The 17,748-nt window shown below is 61.7% G+C and carries 17 protein-coding genes; 9 read left to right on the forward strand and 8 right to left on the reverse strand.

The window, feature by feature from the left end; all coding sequences use genetic code 11:
• Window position 1: 1 nt before the first annotated feature.
• The 9 genes from lpdA to rlmB all read left to right on the forward strand — a co-directional run bounded on the left by lpdA (window position 2) and on the right by rlmB (window position 12,457).
• Window positions 2-1,429 (forward strand): dihydrolipoyl dehydrogenase, encoded by a 1,428-nt coding sequence (gene lpdA / locus HNP33_RS11725; protein WP_184708613.1) that lies wholly within the window; start codon window positions 2-4, stop codon window positions 1,427-1,429.
• 147 nt (window positions 1,430-1,576) lie between these two features.
• Window positions 1,577-2,680, forward strand: coding sequence for a cell division protein ZapE (gene zapE / locus HNP33_RS11730; RefSeq protein WP_184708611.1), 1,104 nt, complete (start codon window positions 1,577-1,579; stop codon window positions 2,678-2,680).
• An 11-nt stretch (window positions 2,681-2,691) separates the two neighbouring features.
• Entirely contained in the window at window positions 2,692-3,399 is a 708-nt protein-coding gene (locus HNP33_RS11735) for a hypothetical protein (RefSeq protein ID WP_184708609.1), read from the forward strand.
• Between the two features lie 359 nt (window positions 3,400-3,758).
• Window positions 3,759-6,383 (forward strand): alanine--tRNA ligase, encoded by a 2,625-nt coding sequence (gene alaS / locus HNP33_RS11740; protein ID WP_184708607.1) that lies wholly within the window; start codon window positions 3,759-3,761, stop codon window positions 6,381-6,383.
• Between the two features lie 497 nt (window positions 6,384-6,880).
• Window positions 6,881-8,560 carry an L-lactate permease gene (gene lldP / locus HNP33_RS11745; RefSeq protein ID WP_184708605.1) on the forward strand — a complete coding sequence of 560 codons (1,680 nt, stop codon included), beginning with the start codon at window positions 6,881-6,883 and terminating at the stop codon, window positions 8,558-8,560.
• Between the two features lie 15 nt (window positions 8,561-8,575).
• The gene (lldR, locus tag HNP33_RS11750) at window positions 8,576-9,346 is read left to right on the forward strand and encodes a transcriptional regulator LldR (protein ID WP_184708603.1); all 771 of its coding nucleotides are present in this window, start codon (window positions 8,576-8,578) and stop codon (window positions 9,344-9,346) included.
• Complete coding sequence (lldD, locus tag HNP33_RS11755; protein WP_184708601.1) at window positions 9,343-10,482, forward strand: FMN-dependent L-lactate dehydrogenase LldD; 1,140 nt, start codon at window positions 9,343-9,345, stop codon at window positions 10,480-10,482. The genes lldR and lldD overlap by 4 nt, the downstream gene beginning before the upstream one ends.
• 238 nt (window positions 10,483-10,720) lie before the next feature.
• On the forward strand, window positions 10,721-11,443 hold the full coding sequence (locus tag HNP33_RS11760; RefSeq protein ID WP_184708599.1) for a DUF3011 domain-containing protein: 723 nt from the start codon (window positions 10,721-10,723) through the stop codon (window positions 11,441-11,443).
• 261 nt (window positions 11,444-11,704) lie between these two features.
• Window positions 11,705-12,457, forward strand: a complete 753-nt coding sequence (gene rlmB, locus HNP33_RS11765; RefSeq protein WP_184708597.1) for a 23S rRNA (guanosine(2251)-2'-O)-methyltransferase RlmB — start codon at window positions 11,705-11,707, stop codon at window positions 12,455-12,457.
• A 29-nt stretch (window positions 12,458-12,486) separates the two neighbouring features.
• Here rlmB and HNP33_RS11770 read toward each other — a convergent pair whose 3' ends face one another.
• The 8 genes from HNP33_RS11770 to HNP33_RS11805 all read right to left on the reverse strand — a co-directional run bounded on the left by HNP33_RS11770 (window position 12,487) and on the right by HNP33_RS11805 (window position 17,563).
• A complete protein-coding gene (locus tag HNP33_RS11770; RefSeq protein WP_184708595.1) occupies window positions 12,487-12,855 on the reverse strand; it encodes a DUF1428 domain-containing protein in 369 nt (122 codons plus the stop codon).
• A 32-nt stretch (window positions 12,856-12,887) separates the two neighbouring features.
• On the reverse strand, window positions 12,888-13,367 hold the full coding sequence (locus HNP33_RS11775) for an SRPBCC family protein (RefSeq protein ID WP_184708593.1): 480 nt from the start codon (window positions 13,365-13,367) through the stop codon (window positions 12,888-12,890).
• 45 nt (window positions 13,368-13,412) lie between these two features.
• Window positions 13,413-14,858, reverse strand: a complete 1,446-nt coding sequence (locus tag HNP33_RS11780; RefSeq protein ID WP_184708591.1) for a DHA2 family efflux MFS transporter permease subunit — start codon at window positions 14,856-14,858, stop codon at window positions 13,413-13,415.
• 22 nt (window positions 14,859-14,880) lie between these two features.
• Window positions 14,881-15,333 carry an SRPBCC domain-containing protein gene (locus HNP33_RS11785; protein ID WP_184708589.1) on the reverse strand — a complete coding sequence of 151 codons (453 nt, stop codon included), beginning with the start codon at window positions 15,331-15,333 and terminating at the stop codon, window positions 14,881-14,883.
• 16 nt (window positions 15,334-15,349) lie between these two features.
• The gene (locus tag HNP33_RS11790; protein WP_184708587.1) at window positions 15,350-15,694 is read right to left on the reverse strand and encodes a GFA family protein; all 345 of its coding nucleotides are present in this window, start codon (window positions 15,692-15,694) and stop codon (window positions 15,350-15,352) included.
• Window positions 15,695-15,785: 91 nt separating this feature from the next.
• The gene (locus HNP33_RS11795) at window positions 15,786-16,172 is read right to left on the reverse strand and encodes a VOC family protein (RefSeq protein ID WP_184708586.1); all 387 of its coding nucleotides are present in this window, start codon (window positions 16,170-16,172) and stop codon (window positions 15,786-15,788) included.
• Window positions 16,173-16,261: 89 nt separating this feature from the next.
• A complete protein-coding gene (locus tag HNP33_RS11800; RefSeq protein WP_184708584.1) occupies window positions 16,262-17,083 on the reverse strand; it encodes a DUF899 domain-containing protein in 822 nt (273 codons plus the stop codon).
• Window positions 17,084-17,116: 33 nt separating this feature from the next.
• Window positions 17,117-17,563: a VOC family protein gene (locus HNP33_RS11805; RefSeq protein ID WP_184708582.1), complete on the reverse strand. Its 447-nt coding sequence runs from the start codon at window positions 17,561-17,563 to the stop codon at window positions 17,117-17,119.
• Between the last annotated feature and the right edge of the window lie 185 nt (window positions 17,564-17,748).

Below are 17,748 nucleotides of genomic sequence, written 5' to 3' on the forward strand. Positions count from 1 at the left end.
CATGAGCAAGCAATTTGATGTCGTCGTGATCGGCGGCGGCCCCGGTGGCTATGTGGCCGCCATCCGTGCAGCGCAACTGGGCATGGCCGTGGCCTGTATCGACGAGTGGAAGAACGCCGCTGGCGGCCCCGCTCTGGGCGGCACCTGCACCAACGTAGGCTGCATTCCATCGAAGGCGCTGCTGCAGTCGTCCGAATATTTCGAGCACGCCACGCACAGCTTTGCCGACCACGGCATCTCCACCGGCAAGGTGGCCATGGACGTGGCCAAGATGATCGCCCGCAAGGACGGCGTCGTGAAGCAGAACAACGACGGTATCCAGTACCTGTTCAAGAAGAACAAGGTCACCTTCTTCCATGGCCGCGGCTCCTTTGTGAAGGCGGTCGATGGTGGCTACGAAATCAAGGTGGCTGGCAAGGAAGAAGAATCCATCACCGGCAAGCAGATCATTGTTGCCACGGGCTCCAACGCCCGCGCGCTGCCTGGCGTGCCTTTTGATGAAGACAAGATCCTGTCGAACGATGGCGCGCTGCGCCTGGGCGCTACGCCCAAGAAGCTGGGCCTGATCGGCGCTGGCGTGATCGGCCTGGAAATGGGCTCGGTCTGGCGCCGTCTGGGCACCGAAGTGACGGTGCTCGAAGGCATGGACAAGTTCCTGCCCACCGTGGACGAGCAAATCGCCAAGGAAGCAAAGAAGGCTTTCGACAAGCAGGGCCTCAAGATCGAGCTGGGCGTGAAGGTTGGCGAGGTCAAGACCGACAAGAAGGGCGTGAACATCAGCTACACCAACGCCAAGGGCGAGGCCCAGCAGCTGGAAGTGGACAAGCTGATCGTGTCGATCGGCCGCGTGGCCAACACCATTGGCCTCAACCCCGAAGCCGTGGGCATCAAGCTCGACGAGCGAGGTGCGATTGTGGTCGATGACGACTGCAAGACCAACCTGCCAGGCGTGTGGGCGGTGGGCGATGTGGTGCGCGGCCCGATGCTGGCGCACAAGGCCGAAGAAGAGGGCGTTGCCGTGGCCGAGCGTATCGCTGGCCAGCACGGCCATGTGAACTTTGCTACGCTGCCTTCGGTGATCTACACCAGCCCTGAAGTGGCATGGGTGGGGCGCACCGAGCAGCAGCTCAAGGCCGACGGCGTGGCGTACAAGGCCGGCACCTTCCCGTTCCTGGCCAATGGCCGCGCCCGCGCTCTGGGCGACACGACCGGCATGGTCAAGTTCCTGGCCGATGCCACAACCGACGAAATCCTGGGCGTGCATATGGTAGGCCCGATGGTGTCGGAGCTGATCTCCGAAGCCGTGGTGGCGATGGAGTTCAAGGCATCGAGCGAAGATATCGCTCGTATCTGCCACGCCCACCCATCGCTGTCGGAATCGACCAAGGAAGCGGCTCTGGCTGTGGACAAGCGCACCTTGAACTTCTGATCCAGACCCTCAGCCCTGCGATGACTTTTCGAGCGTCGCCCGGTTGAGAGATGGAAGCATCAGAAGTTTGACGAAAAATAGCCTCTACCGCTTGCTCAATGCGCGGTAGGGGCTATGTAATTTATAGCAATAGAGACTGAGACATCCATGGGCACCGCGGTAAGAGATGCATACGAGGCCGAGATTGCGGCCAAAGGTTTTCACAGCGATCCGGCGCAGCTGCGCGCGGTCGATGCCTTGCAGCGCTGTGCCGATGAATGGGAACAGTACAAAAGCAAGCGCTCCAACGCACTCAAAAAGCTGATCAACCACCCCGATATTCCCAAGGGCGTCTACATGTATGGCGGCGTGGGCCGGGGCAAGAGCTTTCTGATGGATTGCTTCTTCAACGCTGTGCCCATCCGGCGCAAGGTGCGGCTGCACTTTCATGAGTTCATGCGCGAAGTGCAGCGCGAGCTCACCCTGCTCAAAGGTACGCAGGATCCGCTGGATGTTCTGGGCGCGCAGATTGCCAAGAAGTACAAGCTGATTTGTTTTGACGAGTTTCACGTGGCGGACATCACCGATGCGATGATCCTCTACCGCCTGCTGCTGGCGCTGTTCGACAATGGCGTGGGCTTTGTCACCACCTCCAACTTCAAGCCTGACGATCTGTACCCCGATGGGCTGCACCGCGACCGCATCCTGCCCGCAATTGAACTGCTCAATGCGCGCATGGAAATCGTCAATGTGGACAACGGCACTGACTACCGCCGCCGTACCCTGGAGAAGGTCACCCTCTACCACTGTCCATTGGGCCCGGAGGCAGACCAGGCCATGCAGGAGGCGTTCAACCAGCTGGCCGAAGTGCCGGACGAAAAGCCCGTGTTCAAGATCGAATCGCGCGAGTTGCGCCCGCTGCGCCGTGCGGGAGGGGTGATCTGGTTCGATTTTCATGAGCTGTGCGTGAACCCGCGCTCGCAAAACGACTATCTGGAACTGGCGAGCCAGTTCCACACGGTTTTGCTGTCCAATGTGCCCTATATGCCCGTCAACATGGCATCGCCCGCGCGGCGCTTTACATGGCTGGTGGACGTGCTGTATGACCGCCGGGTCAAGCTCATCCTGTCTGCTGCGGTGCCGCCCGAACAGCTGTACACCGAAGGGCCGTTGGTACATGAGTTTCCGCGTACTGTCTCACGCCTCAATGAAATGCAGTCGCAGGAATACCTGACGCTGGAGCGGCGCGTGGTGGACACGGCCCTGACCTGAAAGTGTAAACGATGAACGCAAGCTTGAAACTGCTCGGTGCTGTATTGCTGGTTGCCTGCGCTGTGGGATCTGCCCAGGCCGCAGAAATGGATGCGGCCGAGCGCCAGGCTGCGCGTGCGGAAATATCCAGGGAGCGCGCAGCCAACGACAAACAGCTCGCAGACAATGAAAAGATCTGCTACCAGCACTTTGCAGTCACGGACTGCCTGAAAAAGGTACGGAGCGAGGCCAATCACCGCGACCGCGAACTGCGTCAGCGTGAGCTGGCCATCAACGCAGATGAACGGGCCGAGCGAACCGCCAAACAGCGCGGAGCCCGCGAAAAGAAGCAGGCCGAGTTCGATGCCAAGCACCGCAACGACGGTGCCGACAGCGGCGCCTTGAACAAGGAAGACCTGGAGCAGCGCCAGCGCGAACACGAAGCCCAGGCGGCTAGCCGCAGCAAGAAGCCAGCCCGCAGTCCGCAGGAAATTGAAGCGGAGCAGCAACGCCGCCAGCATGACGCCGCGCAGCGCGCCACGCAGCACGAGCAAAAGCTCGGCAGCAAGCAGCGGGCCCAGCAGCGCCGGGCCGCAGAGGAGGGCGACAATGTGGAGCAGGCGCGCCAGGAATACGATGCCAAGCAGCAGGACGCGGCCAAACGCCAGGCAGAGCACGCCCGCCGCATGCAGGAGCAGAGCAAATCGCGCAAGGCAGCGCCATTGCCAGTGCCGGAATGAGCATCTTCTGCCCCGTGCGGCTGCGGCGCCACGTCCAAGGCATGCCTGCACGAGGCTGGGGCGAGCGGTAAAGGATCCCCTGCAAAACTCGCTGCCGTGGTCTGAACGCGGTCTCGGGCGATCCGCTGCGTTGTCTTCCTCGGCAATAGCTACGGCTCGCCTTCAAAAGACGCCTTGCGGCTCATCCCGATCCGCGTCCATCCCATCTGGCGAGGGTTCTGCAGAGGTTCCTAAAAGGCCGCTGCTTCCATTCTGCCGAGCCCCATGATGTGGAATAGCCCCAAACCCTATAATGAAAGATTCGCGCCCGCAGCGCGGCCAGTGTGGCTGCAAGGCGGGTGCCACCACCGCTGCAAAACATGAGTACACCCACTTTTTCCGTCGCGGAAATCCGCAAGACCTTCCTGGACTTCTTCGCATCCAAGGGGCACACCATTGTTCCGTCGAGCCCGCTGGTGCCAGGCAATGATCCCACGCTGATGTTCACCAACTCTGGCATGGTGCAGTTCAAGGACGTGTTTTTGGGCACGGACAAGCGCCCCTACAACCGCGCCACCAGCGTACAGACCTGCCTGCGTGCAGGCGGCAAACACAATGACCTGGAAAACGTGGGCTATACCGCGCGCCACCACACTTTTTTCGAGATGCTGGGCAACTGGTCGTTCGGTGATTACTTCAAGCGCGAATCGCTCAAATGGGCCTGGGAACTGTTGACCACGGTCTACAAGCTGCCGCCGGAAAAGCTGCTGGCCACCGTTTACGAAGAAGATGACGAGGCCTATGACATCTGGACCAAGGAAATCGGTCTGCCGCCCGAGCGCGTGATCCGCATTGGCGACAACAAGGGGGGCCGCTACAAGAGCGACAACTTCTGGATGATGGCCGACACCGGCCCTTGCGGCCCTTGCTCCGAGATCTTCTATGACCATGGCCCGCATATTGCTGGCGGCCCTCCAGGCTCGCCCGATGAAGACGGCGACCGCTTCATCGAAATCTGGAACAACGTGTTCATGCAGTTCGACATGGCAGAAGACGGCTCGGTCAAGCCGCTGCCTGCGCCTTGCGTCGATACCGGCATGGGCCTGGAGCGCCTGGCTGCCATTTTGCAGCACGTGCACAGCAACTACGAGATCGACCTGTTCCAGGCGCTCATCAAGGCTGCAGCCCGCGAAACGCACACTGCCGATCTGGACAACCCTTCGCTGAAGGTGATTGCCGACCACATCCGCGCCACGGCCTTTTTGGTGGCCGACGGCGTGATTCCATCGAACGAAGGCCGCGGCTATGTGCAGCGCCGCATTGTGCGCCGCGCGATCCGCCATGGCTACAAGCTGGGCCAGAAGACGCCGTTCTTCCACAAGCTGGTCAAGGATCTGGTCGCCGTGATGGGCGATGCCTACCCCAAGATCCGCGAGCAGGAAGCGCGCATCACCGATGTGCTGAAGGTGGAAGAAGAGCGTTTCTTCGAGACGCTCGCCAACGGCATGGAAATCCTGGACAGCGCGCTGGCCGGTGGCGCCAAGGTGCTGCCTGGTGATGTGGCCTTCAAGCTGCACGACACCTATGGCTTCCCGCTCGACCTGTCCAACGACGTGGCGCGCGAGCGCGGCGTGACGGTGGATGAAGCAGGCTTCAACGCCGCCATGGAGCAGCAAAAGAACCAAGCCCGCGCTGCAGGCAAGTTCAAGATGGACCGTGCGCTGGAATACACCGGCGCTGCCAACTCCTTCACCGGCTACGACAAACTCGCCGAATCCGCAAAAATCGTAGCGCTGTATGTTGACGGCACGAGCGCTGCTGAGCTGAAGGCGGGCCAGAGTGGGGTGGTTGTTCTGGACACGACCCCGTTCTATGCCGAATCTGGCGGCCAGGTCGGAGACCAGGGCGTGATCGTTGCAGGTGGCAACCGTTTTGCCGTGGAAGACACACTCAAGATCAAGGCCGATGTCTTCGGCCACCATGGCGTGCTCGAATCCGGCAGCCTCAAGGTGGGCGATGTAGTCGAGGCGCAGGTGAATACCGCCGTGCGTGCTGCCACCATGCGCAACCACTCGGTCACCCACATCATGCACAAGGCCTTGCGCGAAGTGCTGGGCGACCACGTGCAGCAAAAGGGCAGTCTGGTGAATGCCGAGCGCACCCGCTTTGACTTTGCCCACAACAGCCCGGTCACCGATGCACAGAAGCGCGAGATCGAAAAGCGCGTGAATGCCGAAATCCTGGCCAACACGGCTACCGATGCGCGTGTGATGGACATTGAGAGCGCGCAGAAGACCGGCGCCATGATGCTGTTTGGTGAAAAGTACGGCGAAACCGTGCGCGTGCTCGACATCGGTACCAGCCGCGAACTGTGCGGTGGTACCCACGTGCACCGCACCGGCGACATCGGTCTCTTCAAGGTCGTGGCCGAAGGCGGTGTGGCTGCCGGTGTGCGCCGTATCGAAGCCGTGACTGGCGAGAACGCATTGGCCTACCTGCAGTCGCTTGAATCGACGGTGGACGAAGCGGCAGCAACCTTGAAGGCGCCTGTGGCCGAGCTGAACCACCGCATTGGCGGCGCGCTTGACCAGATCAAGGCGCTGGAGAAGGAATTGGCCCAGCTCAAGGGCAAGCTCGCTTCCAGCCAGGGTGATGAGTTGGCTGGCCAGGCGGTAGATGTCAAAGGCATCAAGGTGCTGGCTGCCACGCTGGAAGGCGCAGACGCCAAGACCCTGCGCGACACCATGGACAAGCTCAAGGACAAGCTGGGCTCTGCTGCCATCGTGCTGGCCGCCGTGGATGGCGACAAGGTGCAACTGGCTGCGGGTGTGACCAAGGACAGCATTGGCAAGATCAAGGCCGGCGAGCTGGTGAACTTTGTGGCCCAGCAAGTGGGTGGCAAGGGTGGCGGCAAGCCTGACATGGCCATGGCAGGCGGCACCGACGCCTCGGCCCTGCCCAAGGCGCTGGCTGGCGTGCAAGCCTGGGTGGCAGAACGCGCCTGAGTCTGCGGTTTTTCCGCCTGAAAACCTCCTGCCCTGCAGGAGGTTTTTTTATGCCCGGGAAGAGGGGCCCCTCACCTCATGCAAGGGCCTTGCATAGGGCTCAAAAAGCATAGCGGCCCCTGCCCATCCCAAAAGTGGTGGAGCAGAAAACCTTCTCAAATCCCGGGCATGCAATGTGTACGCCCCCCCCCGCGCACTCCACTCCGTACGCTCGGTTCTGGGGCAGCGCTGATGGGTATGCGTTCAGAATGTATCGTCTAATTGGTATTACCAATAAATTATGAATTAAAGGGTAAACCCTGTTAGTTTGAAATTTTTTGGTTCATATAATCCATTTTTCTTTCAATTGAATGTTATTGGTAATACCAATTGAGGAATGAATCAGCGGTACTCCTGTGGCTGGCGCCGGGGGCGTACTGCCTATAGAACCTTTAGAAGAGTGCACGAGCTCCGGCCAAGTGAAGGGGTGGGCCCGCGCACATCAGGAGATGGAAACAATGCAAGAAATCTGGTCGCAGAACTACGACCCTGCGGGCAATATCTGGGTGTCCGCGCTGGTGGCGCTGATACCCATCATCTTTTTCTTCATCGCACTGACGAAGCTGCGCCTCAAGGGCTACGTGGCGGGAACCATCACAGTGGTGCTGGCCCTCGCGGTGGCATTGCTGTTCTACAGGATGCCTGTGGTCAACGCCCTGGCGTCGGGGGTCTATGGCTTCTTCTACGGTCTGTGGCCCATTGCCTGGATCATTGTGGCAGCCGTGTTTCTGTACAAGGTGTCGGTCAAGACCGGGCAGTTCGACATCATCCGCGCCTCGATCTTGTCGGTGACCGAAGACCAGCGCCTGCAGCTCATTCTGGTGGGCTTCTGTTTTGGCGCCTTTCTGGAGGGCGCTGCCGGCTTTGGTGCTCCTGTGGCGATCACGGCGGCGCTGCTGGTGGGCCTGGGCTTCAAGCCGCTGTATGCCGCTGGCCTGTGCTTGATCGGCAATACCGCTCCGGTTGCCTTTGGCGCCATGGGCATTCCCATCATCGTGGCAGGGCAGGTGTCGGGTGTGGATGCCATGGCCATCAGCCAGATGGCCGGGCGCCAGTTGCCATTCATGACCATCATCGTGCTGTTCTGGCTGATGGCCATCATGGACGGCTGGCGCGGCATCAAGGAAACCTGGCCCGCCGTGCTGGTCGGGGGCGGCAGCTTCGCATTGGGCCAGTTTCTCACTGCCAACTACATCGGGCCGGAACTGCCGGACATCACCTCGGCCATTCTGGCGCTGGTGGTGCTCACCGCCTTCCTCCGGTTCTGGCAACCCAAGCGCATCTTCCGCTTTGCGCCGGAACCAGGTGCAGCCGCCGAGGCTGATGTGAAGCCGACAGCATCCGTACCGACCACGTTGACCGCGGGTATGGTACTCAAGGCCTGGTCGCCTTTCATCATCCTCACGGCAATGGTCACCGTCTGGAGCATCAAGCCCTTCAAGGCTTTGTTTGCCCAGGGCTCTGCATTGGCAGGCACGGTGCTGAACCTTCCTGTGCCGCTGCTGCACAATGTCGTGCAGAAGGTGCCGCCCGTGGTGGCAGCCTCCAGCCCTTATGGCGCGGTGTATTCCTTCAATTGGCTCTCGGCCACCGGTACGGCCATTCTGATTGCTGCCGTGCTGAGCATTCTGTTCCTGCGCCTCAAGCCTTCCGTAGCCGCCAAAACCCTGGCGGAGACCTTCAAGGAGCTGGCCCTGCCCATCTATTCCATCGGCATGGTGCTGGCCTTTGCATTCATCGCCAACTATTCGGGCCTGTCCACCACCCTGGCCCTGGCGCTGGCGCATACCGGCAAGGCCTTTGCGTTCTTCTCGCCCTTCCTGGGGTGGCTGGGCGTGTTCCTGACGGGCTCGGATACGTCGGCCAATGCCTTGTTCGGCGCGCTGCAGGCCACCACGGCTGCGCAACTGGGTTTGCCGGAAGTGCTGGCGGTCACTGCCAATACCACGGGTGGCGTGACGGGCAAGATGATCTCGCCCCAGTCCATCGCCATTGCCTGCGCCGCGGTGGGGCTGGCGGGTCGGGAGTCTGATCTGTTCCGTTTCACCGTCAAGCACAGCCTGGCGTTTCTGGTCATCATCGGAATCATCTGCACGTTGCAGGCGTATGTATTCCCTGGGATGATTCCCCATCCTTAACTTTTCTGAAAGCCGATGCCTGCCTTGCGACTGTCCGACCGTGTTGCCCAGCAGGTGCTGGATCTGATCCAGTCCACCTCGCTGCAGCCGGGCTCCAAGCTGCCGACCGAGCGCGTTCTGGCTGAGCAGCTGGGTGTTTCGCGCACGGCGCTGCGCGAAGCGATCCAGAAGCTTGGCAGCCGGGGCGTGCTGGAGAGCCGGGTGGGTGCGGGCACGTTTGTCCTGGCACCCGTGCAGCAGTGGCATGAGCAGGCTATTGCGCCGCTGGTGCCGCTGATGCGCGACGACCCGCAGTACCGCTACGACGTGCTGGAAGCGCGGCAGATGATCGAAATTGGCAGCGCATGGCACGCCGCGCAGCGTGCGACGGAGAAGGACAAGGATCACATCCGCCGCTGTTTCGACGAGATGCTGCGCCATCAGCAAAGCCAGGATGCCGCCAACTCGGCACGGGCCGATGCGCAGTTCCATCTGGCGATTGCAGAGGCTTCGCACAATGTGGTGGTGGTGCAGGTGATGCGCAGCCTGTTTGAGATGGTGCTGGGCACCGTGGCCCAGAACCGCCGCGTGATGTTCGTGCACGACGACCCCAAGGTGCTGGAGCGCCTGACCCTGCAGCACCACGATCTGATGCAGGCGGTCATCAGTGGAGAGCCCGAGCAGGCCAGAGCCATCATCGGCGAGCACCTCGCCTACGTTCACGAAAAACTAACCCAGGCCGATGCCGATGCCGCGCGCGTGCAGCGGCAAGGCCGGCTCACCACGACAGGATTGACATTCTCATGATCATCTCCTCCACCACGGATTACCGCGCGGCTGCGCAAAAGCGCCTGCCGCCGTTTCTGTTTCACTACCTTGACGGCGGCGCCTATGCCGAGAAGACGCTCGCCCGCAATGTGGGCGACCTGGCCGATGTGGCGCTGCGCCAGCGCGTGCTCAAGGACATGAGCCAGCTCGACACCAGCATCGAGCTGTTTGGCGAGAAATTCTCCATTCCAGTGGCACTGGCGCCCGTGGGCCTGACCGGCATGTTTGCCCGGCGCGGCGAAGTGCAGGCCGCCCAGGCTGCCGACAGGAAGGGTATTCCCTTCACCATGTCGAGTGTCTCCGTCTGCCCGATCGAGGAGGTAGCCCCGAAGCTGGGCCGCCCGATGTGGTTTCAGCTCTATGTGCTCAAGGACCGGGGTTTCATGAAGAACGCGCTGGAGCGTGCGCAGGCGGCTGGCGTCTCCACCCTGGTGTTTACCGTGGACATGCCGGTGCCTGGCGCACGTTACCGCGATGCACATTCGGGCATGAGCGGGCCCAACGCGGCCATGCGCCGCTACCTGCAGGCGATCACGCACCCGCAGTGGGCGCTGGATGTGGGTCTGCTGGGCCGCCCGCACACGCTGGGCAATATCTCCACCTACAAGGGCCAGAACGTCAGCCTGGAAGACTACATGGGTTACCTGGGGGCCAATTTCGACCCGTCGATTTCATGGAGCGATCTGGAGTGGATCCGTGATTTCTGGAAAGGGCCGATGCTCATCAAAGGCATCCTCGACCCGGAGGATGCCAAGGACGCGGTGCGTTTCGGTGCCGACGGCATCATCGTCTCCAACCATGGCGGCCGACAGCTCGACGGGGTCCTCTCATCGGCCCGCGCGCTGCCAGCCATTGCCGATGCGGTCAAGGGACAGATCAAGATTCTGGCCGATTCGGGAATCCGCAACGGGCTGGATATCGTGCGTCTGCTGGCCCTGGGCGCCGACTGCACGATGATCGGCCGCGCCTTTGTGTACGCGCTGGCCGCCGACGGCGAGGCGGGCGTGACCCATTTGCTGAATCTGCTCGAGAAGGAAATGCGCGTGGCCATGACGCTCACCAGTGTCAAGAACGTGGCTGAAATCACCGGCGATCTGCTGGTGCGCGACGCCTGAATACCGCTTGTAGCTGAACATGGCGGCCATCGTTGAAGCTCCAAATCATGGAGAAAGGCCTTTGTAACAGGCGCTAACAGCTGCTGAAAAGTGAGTGATTTGCTTGATTACACTAGCGACGTCTGAAAGCCGAGCTATGTACGATCGACTATCGGCCCGCGCTGACAAAACCGGTGCTGTGCCTGCGCTAGCCTGTGCATCACCGGAATACACCACACATTTCAAGAGAGGAGAGTCCATGATTCATCAACGCATTCTGGCGGGCCTTGCCCTGGCCCTGCTGACGCTGGCGCCCGCAGCACAAGCACAATACGGCCGCAATGACGAGGTGACCTGCGAAAGCCAGGACGGCCGCACGCGGGAGTGCCGCACGCCATTCCGCAATCCGGTGGTGAGCGAGACCCTCTCCAGCGCCCCATGCATCGAAGGACGTACCTGGGGCAATGGAGGCGGAGGCAGAATCTGGGTGACCGATGGCTGCCGTGCGCGCTTTGTCGATGGGCGCGGCGGCTGGCAGCCTCAGCCGCCCATGGGAGGCCAGGGAACAGTGCGCTGCGAAAGCCAGGATGGGCGCACGCGTGAATGCGCGGTGCCCCGTGGCGCGCGCATGGAAATCGCCCGCCAGCTGTCCGACACGCGCTGCGTCGAAGGCCGCAATTGGGGTGTGCGCGGTGGCAGCCTATGGGTGACGGATGGATGTCGCGCGGAATTCGTCGTAGCAGGCGGCTATGGACAGGGTGGTTATGGGCAGGGCGGTGGCTATGACTCTGGCCGCGATATCACCTGCGAAAGCAACGACCGCCGCGACAACAGCTGCAGCTGGAACGCCCGTTGGGGCCGCCCGCAACTGCTGGAGCAGCTCTCCGATGATGCCTGCCGCGAAGGCTACACCTGGGGTTACGACAGCCGGGCTGGCCGTATCTGGGTGACGCGCGGTTGCCGAGGGCGCTTTGGCCGCTGAGCGCGGGAATGCAAAAGGCGGCTTTCGGGCCGCTTTTTTGTGGCCTTTTGCTACAAAATGAGGAGTTGACGCGCTTATTAGGCGCGCGCTACCGGCTGACTCTCTCCAATCCTGCATGTCTCCCTGTCCTTGCATGGATGCAAGCTGGTGGAGGTGGTGGGGTGTGGGCGCACTGAAGTGCTGGATCCAAAGGGAGATGACCCGAAGCGGCTTGTCCCCTTCCTGCGCCCGGCATCGCCGCTGCAGGGATAATGGCGGCCTATGTCATCCCCCAAAGTCTTGTTCGGCTTCCATGCCGTGGGCGTGCGCATGAAGACTGCGCCCAAATCCATCATTGAAGTCTATTTCGAGTCCACGCGCCGCGATGCACGCATGCGCCAGTTCATCGAACGTGCCAAGGAAGCGGGGGTACGCCTGATCGAGGCAGATGCCGTGCGCATTGCCAAGCTGGCAGGTAGCCACGGACACCAGGGGGTGGCCGCGCGCGTCGAGGAAATCAAGGACACCCGCACGCTTGATGAATTGCTGGACGATCTGGAAGAAGCAGGCGTGGCATCGCCCCTGCTGCTGGTGCTCGATGGCGTGACCGATCCGCACAACCTGGGCGCCTGCCTGCGTGTGGCCGATGGCGCCGGCGCGCATGCCGTGATTGCCCCCAAGGACCATGCGGTCGGCATCAATGCCACCGTGGCCAAGGTGGCCAGCGGAGCGGCAGAGACCGTTCCTTATTTCATGGTGACGAACCTGGCGCGCACCCTCAAGGAGTTGAAGGAGCGCAACGTCTGGATCATCGGAACCAGCGACGACGCACCCAAGACCTTGTACCAGGTCGATCTGAAGGGCCCCGTGGCCCTGGTATTGGGCGCCGAAGGCGATGGCATGCGCCAGTTGACGCGCAAGACCTGTGACGAGCTGATCGGCATTCCGATGATGGGTGCGGTATCGAGCCTGAATGTGTCGGTAGCCAGCGGCGTGTGCCTGTACGAAGCGCTACGCCAGCGCGGCGGTCAGTAACTCCAGCCGTTTGTCCGCCTGCCCGCTTTTCAGCGGGGCGCATCCATTTGCACAATGGGTGCAAAGCCGCCAAAGAACATGCGTTTGGCATCAAACGGCATGTTCTCGGGCGTCACCTCTGCCAGTCGCGGATCGGCCATTACGGCGGCGTTGATCCGGTCGCGTTCTGCACGCGATGTGTAGACGATCCACGAGAAGCAGGCCACTTCGTCGTCTTTGAGCAGAACGGCTTTGGCAAACGAAGTGATTTCGCCGGGCGGCACATCGTCGCCCACGCATTCCCAGTATTGCAGGGCACCATGCTCCAGCCAGACACGGCCTGCCTTTTCGGCAAGGGCCCGGTAAGCATCCAGGTTGGCGCGGGGCACGGGTAGAACAAATCCATCAACGTAGGGCATGGTGGTCTCCTGTCTATTTGCTGCGCTTGAAATTACAGCGTGGCAGCCAGCGCGGCCAACTGGTCGGCGCAGATGCCCCAGCCGGTGTGAAAGCCCATGGCTTCGTGCTGCTTGCGGGTCTCTTCGGTCCAGTGGCGGGCAATGGCGGTATAGCGGGTCTGGCGCCCGCCTTCGCCCTCGGGCTCGAAGGTGACGATGGCGGTCATGAATGGCTTTTCGGTGGGCACCCAGCCGGCGGTGTAGGCATCGGTGAACACCAGTTTGCGCTCGGGAACGACTTCCAGGTACACCCCGGCGTTGGGGTACTCCTTGCCTTCCGGGTCGCGCATGACCACCAGGCTGCCGCCACCTGGGCGAAGGTCAAGATCGACCCGTGCAATGGTCCATGGCTTGGGAACAAACCATTGCTTCATCAGTTCCGGGTCGGTCCAGCAGCGGTACAGCGTGGCAGCAGGGGCGTCGATCAGGCGCGTCAGAACCAGATCTTGGGGATGTGAGGTGGATGTAGACATCAGAGGTTTCCTTGTTGCAGAGTGATGGATGGAGGGGTGGTTCATTCAATGGTGGGCGATGGCGGGCGTGTCGGCGTCGGCACGCACCTCTGCGCGCAGCAGCCAGCCGCCCAATACCGCTGCTACCAGAGCAAACAAGGCGCCTACCGCAAACGCGATCTGGTAGCCGCCATTCAATGCAGCGATGGCATCATGCCCGGTTGCCAGCAATGACTGGCTGTGTGCAGCCGCAATGCTGGCCAACACTGCCAGGCCCAGTGCCCCGCCCAGCATGAAGGCGGTATTGACGAGGCCCGAGGCCAGGCCTGCGTCATCCGGAGAGACATCGTGCATGGCAGCCATTAGCATGGGATTGAAGGCAACGCCTGCGCCCACGCCCAGCAGCACCATGCCAGGAAGCACATGCGCCCAGAAGTCGCCAGCCACCGGCGCCCGGGCAAACAGCAGCAGGCCCAGGGCCGCCAGCGCGAGGCCTGCCACCAGCGGCGTGCGGATGCCAAAACGCATCACCAACTTGGCCGACCAGCCCAGCGACAGCACTGCCATCACCAGATTGGCGGGCAGAAAGGCCAAGCCTACCTGCATGGGGGTGTAGCCCAGCACCTGCTGCAGGTACAGCGCCGACAGGAAGAACCAGGCAAACATGCCAGCCGACCATAGGATGGCGCAGACATTGGAGACCACGATGTTGCGCCGCCTGAACAAGCCCAGTGGTACCAGCGGGTGCGCCGTGCGCGATTCAATGGTCAAAAACGCAGCCATCAGCACGACCGACAGCCCCAGTGTGACGACGGTCTGCGGCGACGACCAACCAGCCTCATTACCACCGACCACGCCGTAGACGGCCAGCATGAGAGAGAGCGTGACGGTCACGGCTCCCGCCACATCGAGCCGCTGGCGAGTGGCCGAGGCAGGCGAGGGCGCGAGCAGGCGCAGGCTGGCCACATACACTGCCACGCCAATGGGAAGGTTGACCAGAAAGATCCAATGCCAGCTCAGGCTGGTCAGCAGGCCGCCCAGCAGCACGCCAATGCTGCCACCGCCTGCGCAGACAAAGCCATACACGCCCATGGCGCGGGCGCGCTCGTTGGTTTCGCTGAACAGATTCATGATAAGCGACAGCGCCACGGCAGAAACCACGGCGCCGCCCAGGCCCTGAATGGCGCGTGCTGCCACCAGCACGCCCCTGCTCTGCGCAAGGCCGCATACCAGCGAGGCCAGCGTGAAAAACGCCAAACCGGCCAGGAAAACCCGTCGGTGCCCGTACAGATCGCCCAACCGCCCGCCCAGCAGCAGGCAGCCGCCGAAAGTGAGCATGTAGGCGTTCACGACCCAGACCAGTTCGGTCTCGCCAAAACCCAGGTCGGTGCGGATGGAGGGTAGGGCCACATTCACAATGGTGGAATCCAGCACGATCATCAGCTCGCCCAGGCATAGCACAACAAGAGCCAGCCAACGGTGGCGTGATGAAGGAGCGAGCGTATCAGTCATGGGCAGGAACTCATAGGTGAGGCTAGCGCCCCAGGACTTCTGCCGTCAGACGGTCCAGATTTTGTTCATTGGCAGGCTCCACAATGTGCGCCAACTGCTGCGCCATTTCAACGCTGTCCAGCACCTGGACGAAATCTACCTTGGTACCCGCACCGTCGGCCTGTACCCGCAGGGTCAGGCGAAACAAGGGTTGCGCGATATGGTGCAGCACAAAGAGCCCGGGTTGGCTGCCTTGAGGCGGATCAATGGTATCGAACACGTTTTCATTCGGATAGGTTTTGCCATCCGGGCCGTGCATGTCAAACACCCAGTGCCCACCGGGCCGCATATCGCAGCGCTGCACGGTGTTGGTAAAGCCCGCGGGGCCCCACCAGCGGGCCAGCCGTTCGGGTGACTGGATGGCGGCGAACACCTCGTTCGGCGTGGCCGCAATGTGGCGGGTACTGATAAAGGTATTGCCGTTGCGTTGAGTCATGGTTGCTTCCTGGAAATTACATGGCCCGACCATCGTGGTGGCGCACGGGAATGGCGTTCAGATCGATGTTCTCGACGCAGCGCAGATTAATGGCTGCCATGGCTGTGCCATCGGGTGCCTTGCCTTCGCCAAACGTGTGGATCCCGCAGGTCGGGCAGAAATGGTGGGTGATCTGGTGCTTGTGGAATTGGTAGGTGGCATCCTGCAAGGGCTTGAGCAGCTTGAGCGAACTACGAGGCGCGAACCACAACAGCGAGCCGCGCCGCTGACAGATGGAGCAATTGCAGGCCAGAGCCTGCTGGATATCGCCTTCGAATTCAAACGCGGTCTGGCCGCAGTGACAACTGGCGGTGTAAGGCATGAGAGAGCCGATGGGTAAGTGGGATGAAAGTGGGTATGGCGAGACAAGGGCTGCCCGCGGTCAGATGACGATGGTGCAGCCCTGCAATCGCCTACTTCATGGAATGCATGCCAATCATGTTGCCCTCGGTATCGAGGATGATGGCGCAGTGGCCGTATTCGCCAATCGGAAACTTGCCCTGGTGCACCTTTCCGCCCGCTTTCTCGACCCGGGCCTGCTCTACTGCGCAGTCCTCACACCCAAAATACACCATGGTGCCGCCGCCGCCAGGCGAGACACCGTCCATCTTGACCAGAGTGCCGGTAGCTCCGTTGGTATTCATGTCATTGGGAAACACCAGCATCTGCATGCCATTGGCACCGCCCGAGGGGGCTGGCAATGGCTCCAGCTTGGTCTGAAATACTGCTTCGTAAAAGGCCTTGGCGCGCGCCATGTCGCTGACATAGATCTCGAACCAGACAACGGGATTGGGTTTCATCGTGAACTCCTGAATTGATGAAGAATCTGGCACGGTAAAGCAGTACCAAGGCGGTATCAAGGCGGTACCGTGTCATCTGAATGAGGGCGTCAGCCTTTCGCGCAGGAGCAGCATGCCGCAGCCCGCGGGGCGTCATAGTCGTCATGGCGGCGCCACCAGTACTCCTGCTCGTTGCGCCCCAAGGGCGCCCGATCCAGCCAGGCATAGGTGTTCCAGAGCGCATCCAGCCCGCGGGAATAGGCAGAATAGGTGTGGAACACCTCACCATCCTGCATGGCAAACGCGCTCATGCCTGGCCGCTCGCGCGCATAGGATGCCACGTCCGTGTTCGCCGATGAGGCACCGCGCGAGGCGCCATCCGGCGTGGCGCGACTGGGAATGGATGCATCGTCAATCGCCGCGCGCGGCACGGGGGGCTCGGCCTGGTAGTTGTAGACGATGCCCGATTCCTGCTGCTCGGGGGTGAACGACGCGCCGAAGTCGAAATTGAAATCGCTGCCCGACGATGAGGCCCACGGAAAATGCCAGCCCATGCGCTCGCGGTAGCCCAGCAGCGCAGCCAGCGGCGCGCGCGACACCGCCCAGAACGCCACATCATGGTTCTGCAGGTGTACCTGCGTGCCGTTGAAGCCATCGGCGATGGCCGAGCAGGAGGGGCAGCCGGCCTGGTAGCTGGGCCCGAACATGAAGTGGTAGACCAGCAGCTGCGAGCGCCCGCCAAACAGATCGACCAGCGATACAGGCCCTTGCTCGGTGTCAAAACGGTAATCCTTGTCGATGCGAACCCAGGGCAGCGCGGAGCGCTTGCGGGCCAGTTCGTCAGATTGGCGGGTCAATGCCTTCTCTTCTGCAAGCAAGGACAGTCTTTCGCTCAGCCATTGCTCACGCGATGCAGTGCGGTGCGGGGTCATGTTGGGGCCTCCAGGCGGTAGGGGCAGGGCCGTTCAGGCCGCCACGTTCACCATCCAGGGGGTGCCGAAGCGATCGGTCACCATGCCAAAGCCGGGCGACCAGAACGTCGCCTCAAAAGGCATCGTCACCTGGCCTCCCTGGGTCAGGCCATCGAATACGCGCTTGCCTTCGGCTACCGATTCGACGCCGATCGAAACCCACAGGCCTTGGGGCTTCTGATAGCCGCCGCCGCAGCCTTCGGCGCCCTGGCCGGGCATGGCTGGCATGGTGTCGGATGCCATGATGGCCTGCGGGCCCACCTGCAGCATGGCGTGCATCACGCGGTTCTTGGCAGACTCGGGCAGCGGGGGCATGCCTTCATGGGGTGGCATTTCGCCAAAGGTGGACTGGTGCACGATCTGGCCGCCAAACAGCTTGGCATAGAAGGCCATGGCTTCTGCACAGTTACCGTCGAAATTGAGGTAGGGGGTGAATTGCACGGTCTCTCTCCTAGGTGGGAATTCTGCTCGCAAAGACTGCAAACAAAGGTTGATGTGGACGCTGTTCACACATTCTGCTGCTTAAAATGAACAGTGTCCACATTTTTTTTAGAGGTGCGCGTTTCCGGGTGTAAGCAGGCGTCTGGCTGACGCTTCCCCGCTACGGCGCCATTGATGAGTGATTG

Source organism: Comamonas odontotermitis, from assembly GCF_014207855.1.
Lineage (GTDB): Bacteria > Pseudomonadota > Gammaproteobacteria > Burkholderiales > Burkholderiaceae_C > Comamonas > Comamonas odontotermitis_A.

Excerpts from the sequence above, each read along its gene's own strand:
- lpdA (WP_184708613.1), top strand. The coding sequence starts at position 2 with ATGAGCAAGCAATTTGATGTCGTCGTGATCGGCGGCGGCCCCGGTGGC.
- HNP33_RS11775 (WP_184708593.1), bottom strand. The coding sequence starts at position 13,367 with ATGTCTACATCCACCTCACATCCCCAAGATCTGGTTCTGACGCGCCTG.
- HNP33_RS11760 (WP_184708599.1), top strand. The coding sequence starts at position 10,721 with ATGATTCATCAACGCATTCTGGCGGGCCTTGCCCTGGCCCTGCTGACG.
- HNP33_RS11800 (WP_184708584.1), bottom strand. The coding sequence starts at position 17,083 with ATGACCCCGCACCGCACTGCATCGCGTGAGCAATGGCTGAGCGAAAGA.
- HNP33_RS11795 (WP_184708586.1), bottom strand. The coding sequence starts at position 16,172 with ATGAAACCCAATCCCGTTGTCTGGTTCGAGATCTATGTCAGCGACATG.
- HNP33_RS11790 (WP_184708587.1), bottom strand. The coding sequence starts at position 15,694 with ATGCCTTACACCGCCAGTTGTCACTGCGGCCAGACCGCGTTTGAATTC.
- rlmB (WP_184708597.1), top strand. The coding sequence starts at position 11,705 with ATGTCATCCCCCAAAGTCTTGTTCGGCTTCCATGCCGTGGGCGTGCGC.
- lldD (WP_184708601.1), top strand. The coding sequence starts at position 9,343 with ATGATCATCTCCTCCACCACGGATTACCGCGCGGCTGCGCAAAAGCGC.
- lldR (WP_184708603.1), top strand. The coding sequence starts at position 8,576 with ATGCCTGCCTTGCGACTGTCCGACCGTGTTGCCCAGCAGGTGCTGGAT.
- HNP33_RS11770 (WP_184708595.1), bottom strand. The coding sequence starts at position 12,855 with ATGCCCTACGTTGATGGATTTGTTCTACCCGTGCCCCGCGCCAACCTG.
- HNP33_RS11785 (WP_184708589.1), bottom strand. The coding sequence starts at position 15,333 with ATGACTCAACGCAACGGCAATACCTTTATCAGTACCCGCCACATTGCG.
- lldP (WP_184708605.1), top strand. The coding sequence starts at position 6,881 with ATGCAAGAAATCTGGTCGCAGAACTACGACCCTGCGGGCAATATCTGG.
- zapE (WP_184708611.1), top strand. The coding sequence starts at position 1,577 with ATGGGCACCGCGGTAAGAGATGCATACGAGGCCGAGATTGCGGCCAAA.
- HNP33_RS11780 (WP_184708591.1), bottom strand. The coding sequence starts at position 14,858 with ATGACTGATACGCTCGCTCCTTCATCACGCCACCGTTGGCTGGCTCTT.
- HNP33_RS11735 (WP_184708609.1), top strand. The coding sequence starts at position 2,692 with ATGAACGCAAGCTTGAAACTGCTCGGTGCTGTATTGCTGGTTGCCTGC.
- alaS (WP_184708607.1), top strand. The coding sequence starts at position 3,759 with ATGAGTACACCCACTTTTTCCGTCGCGGAAATCCGCAAGACCTTCCTG.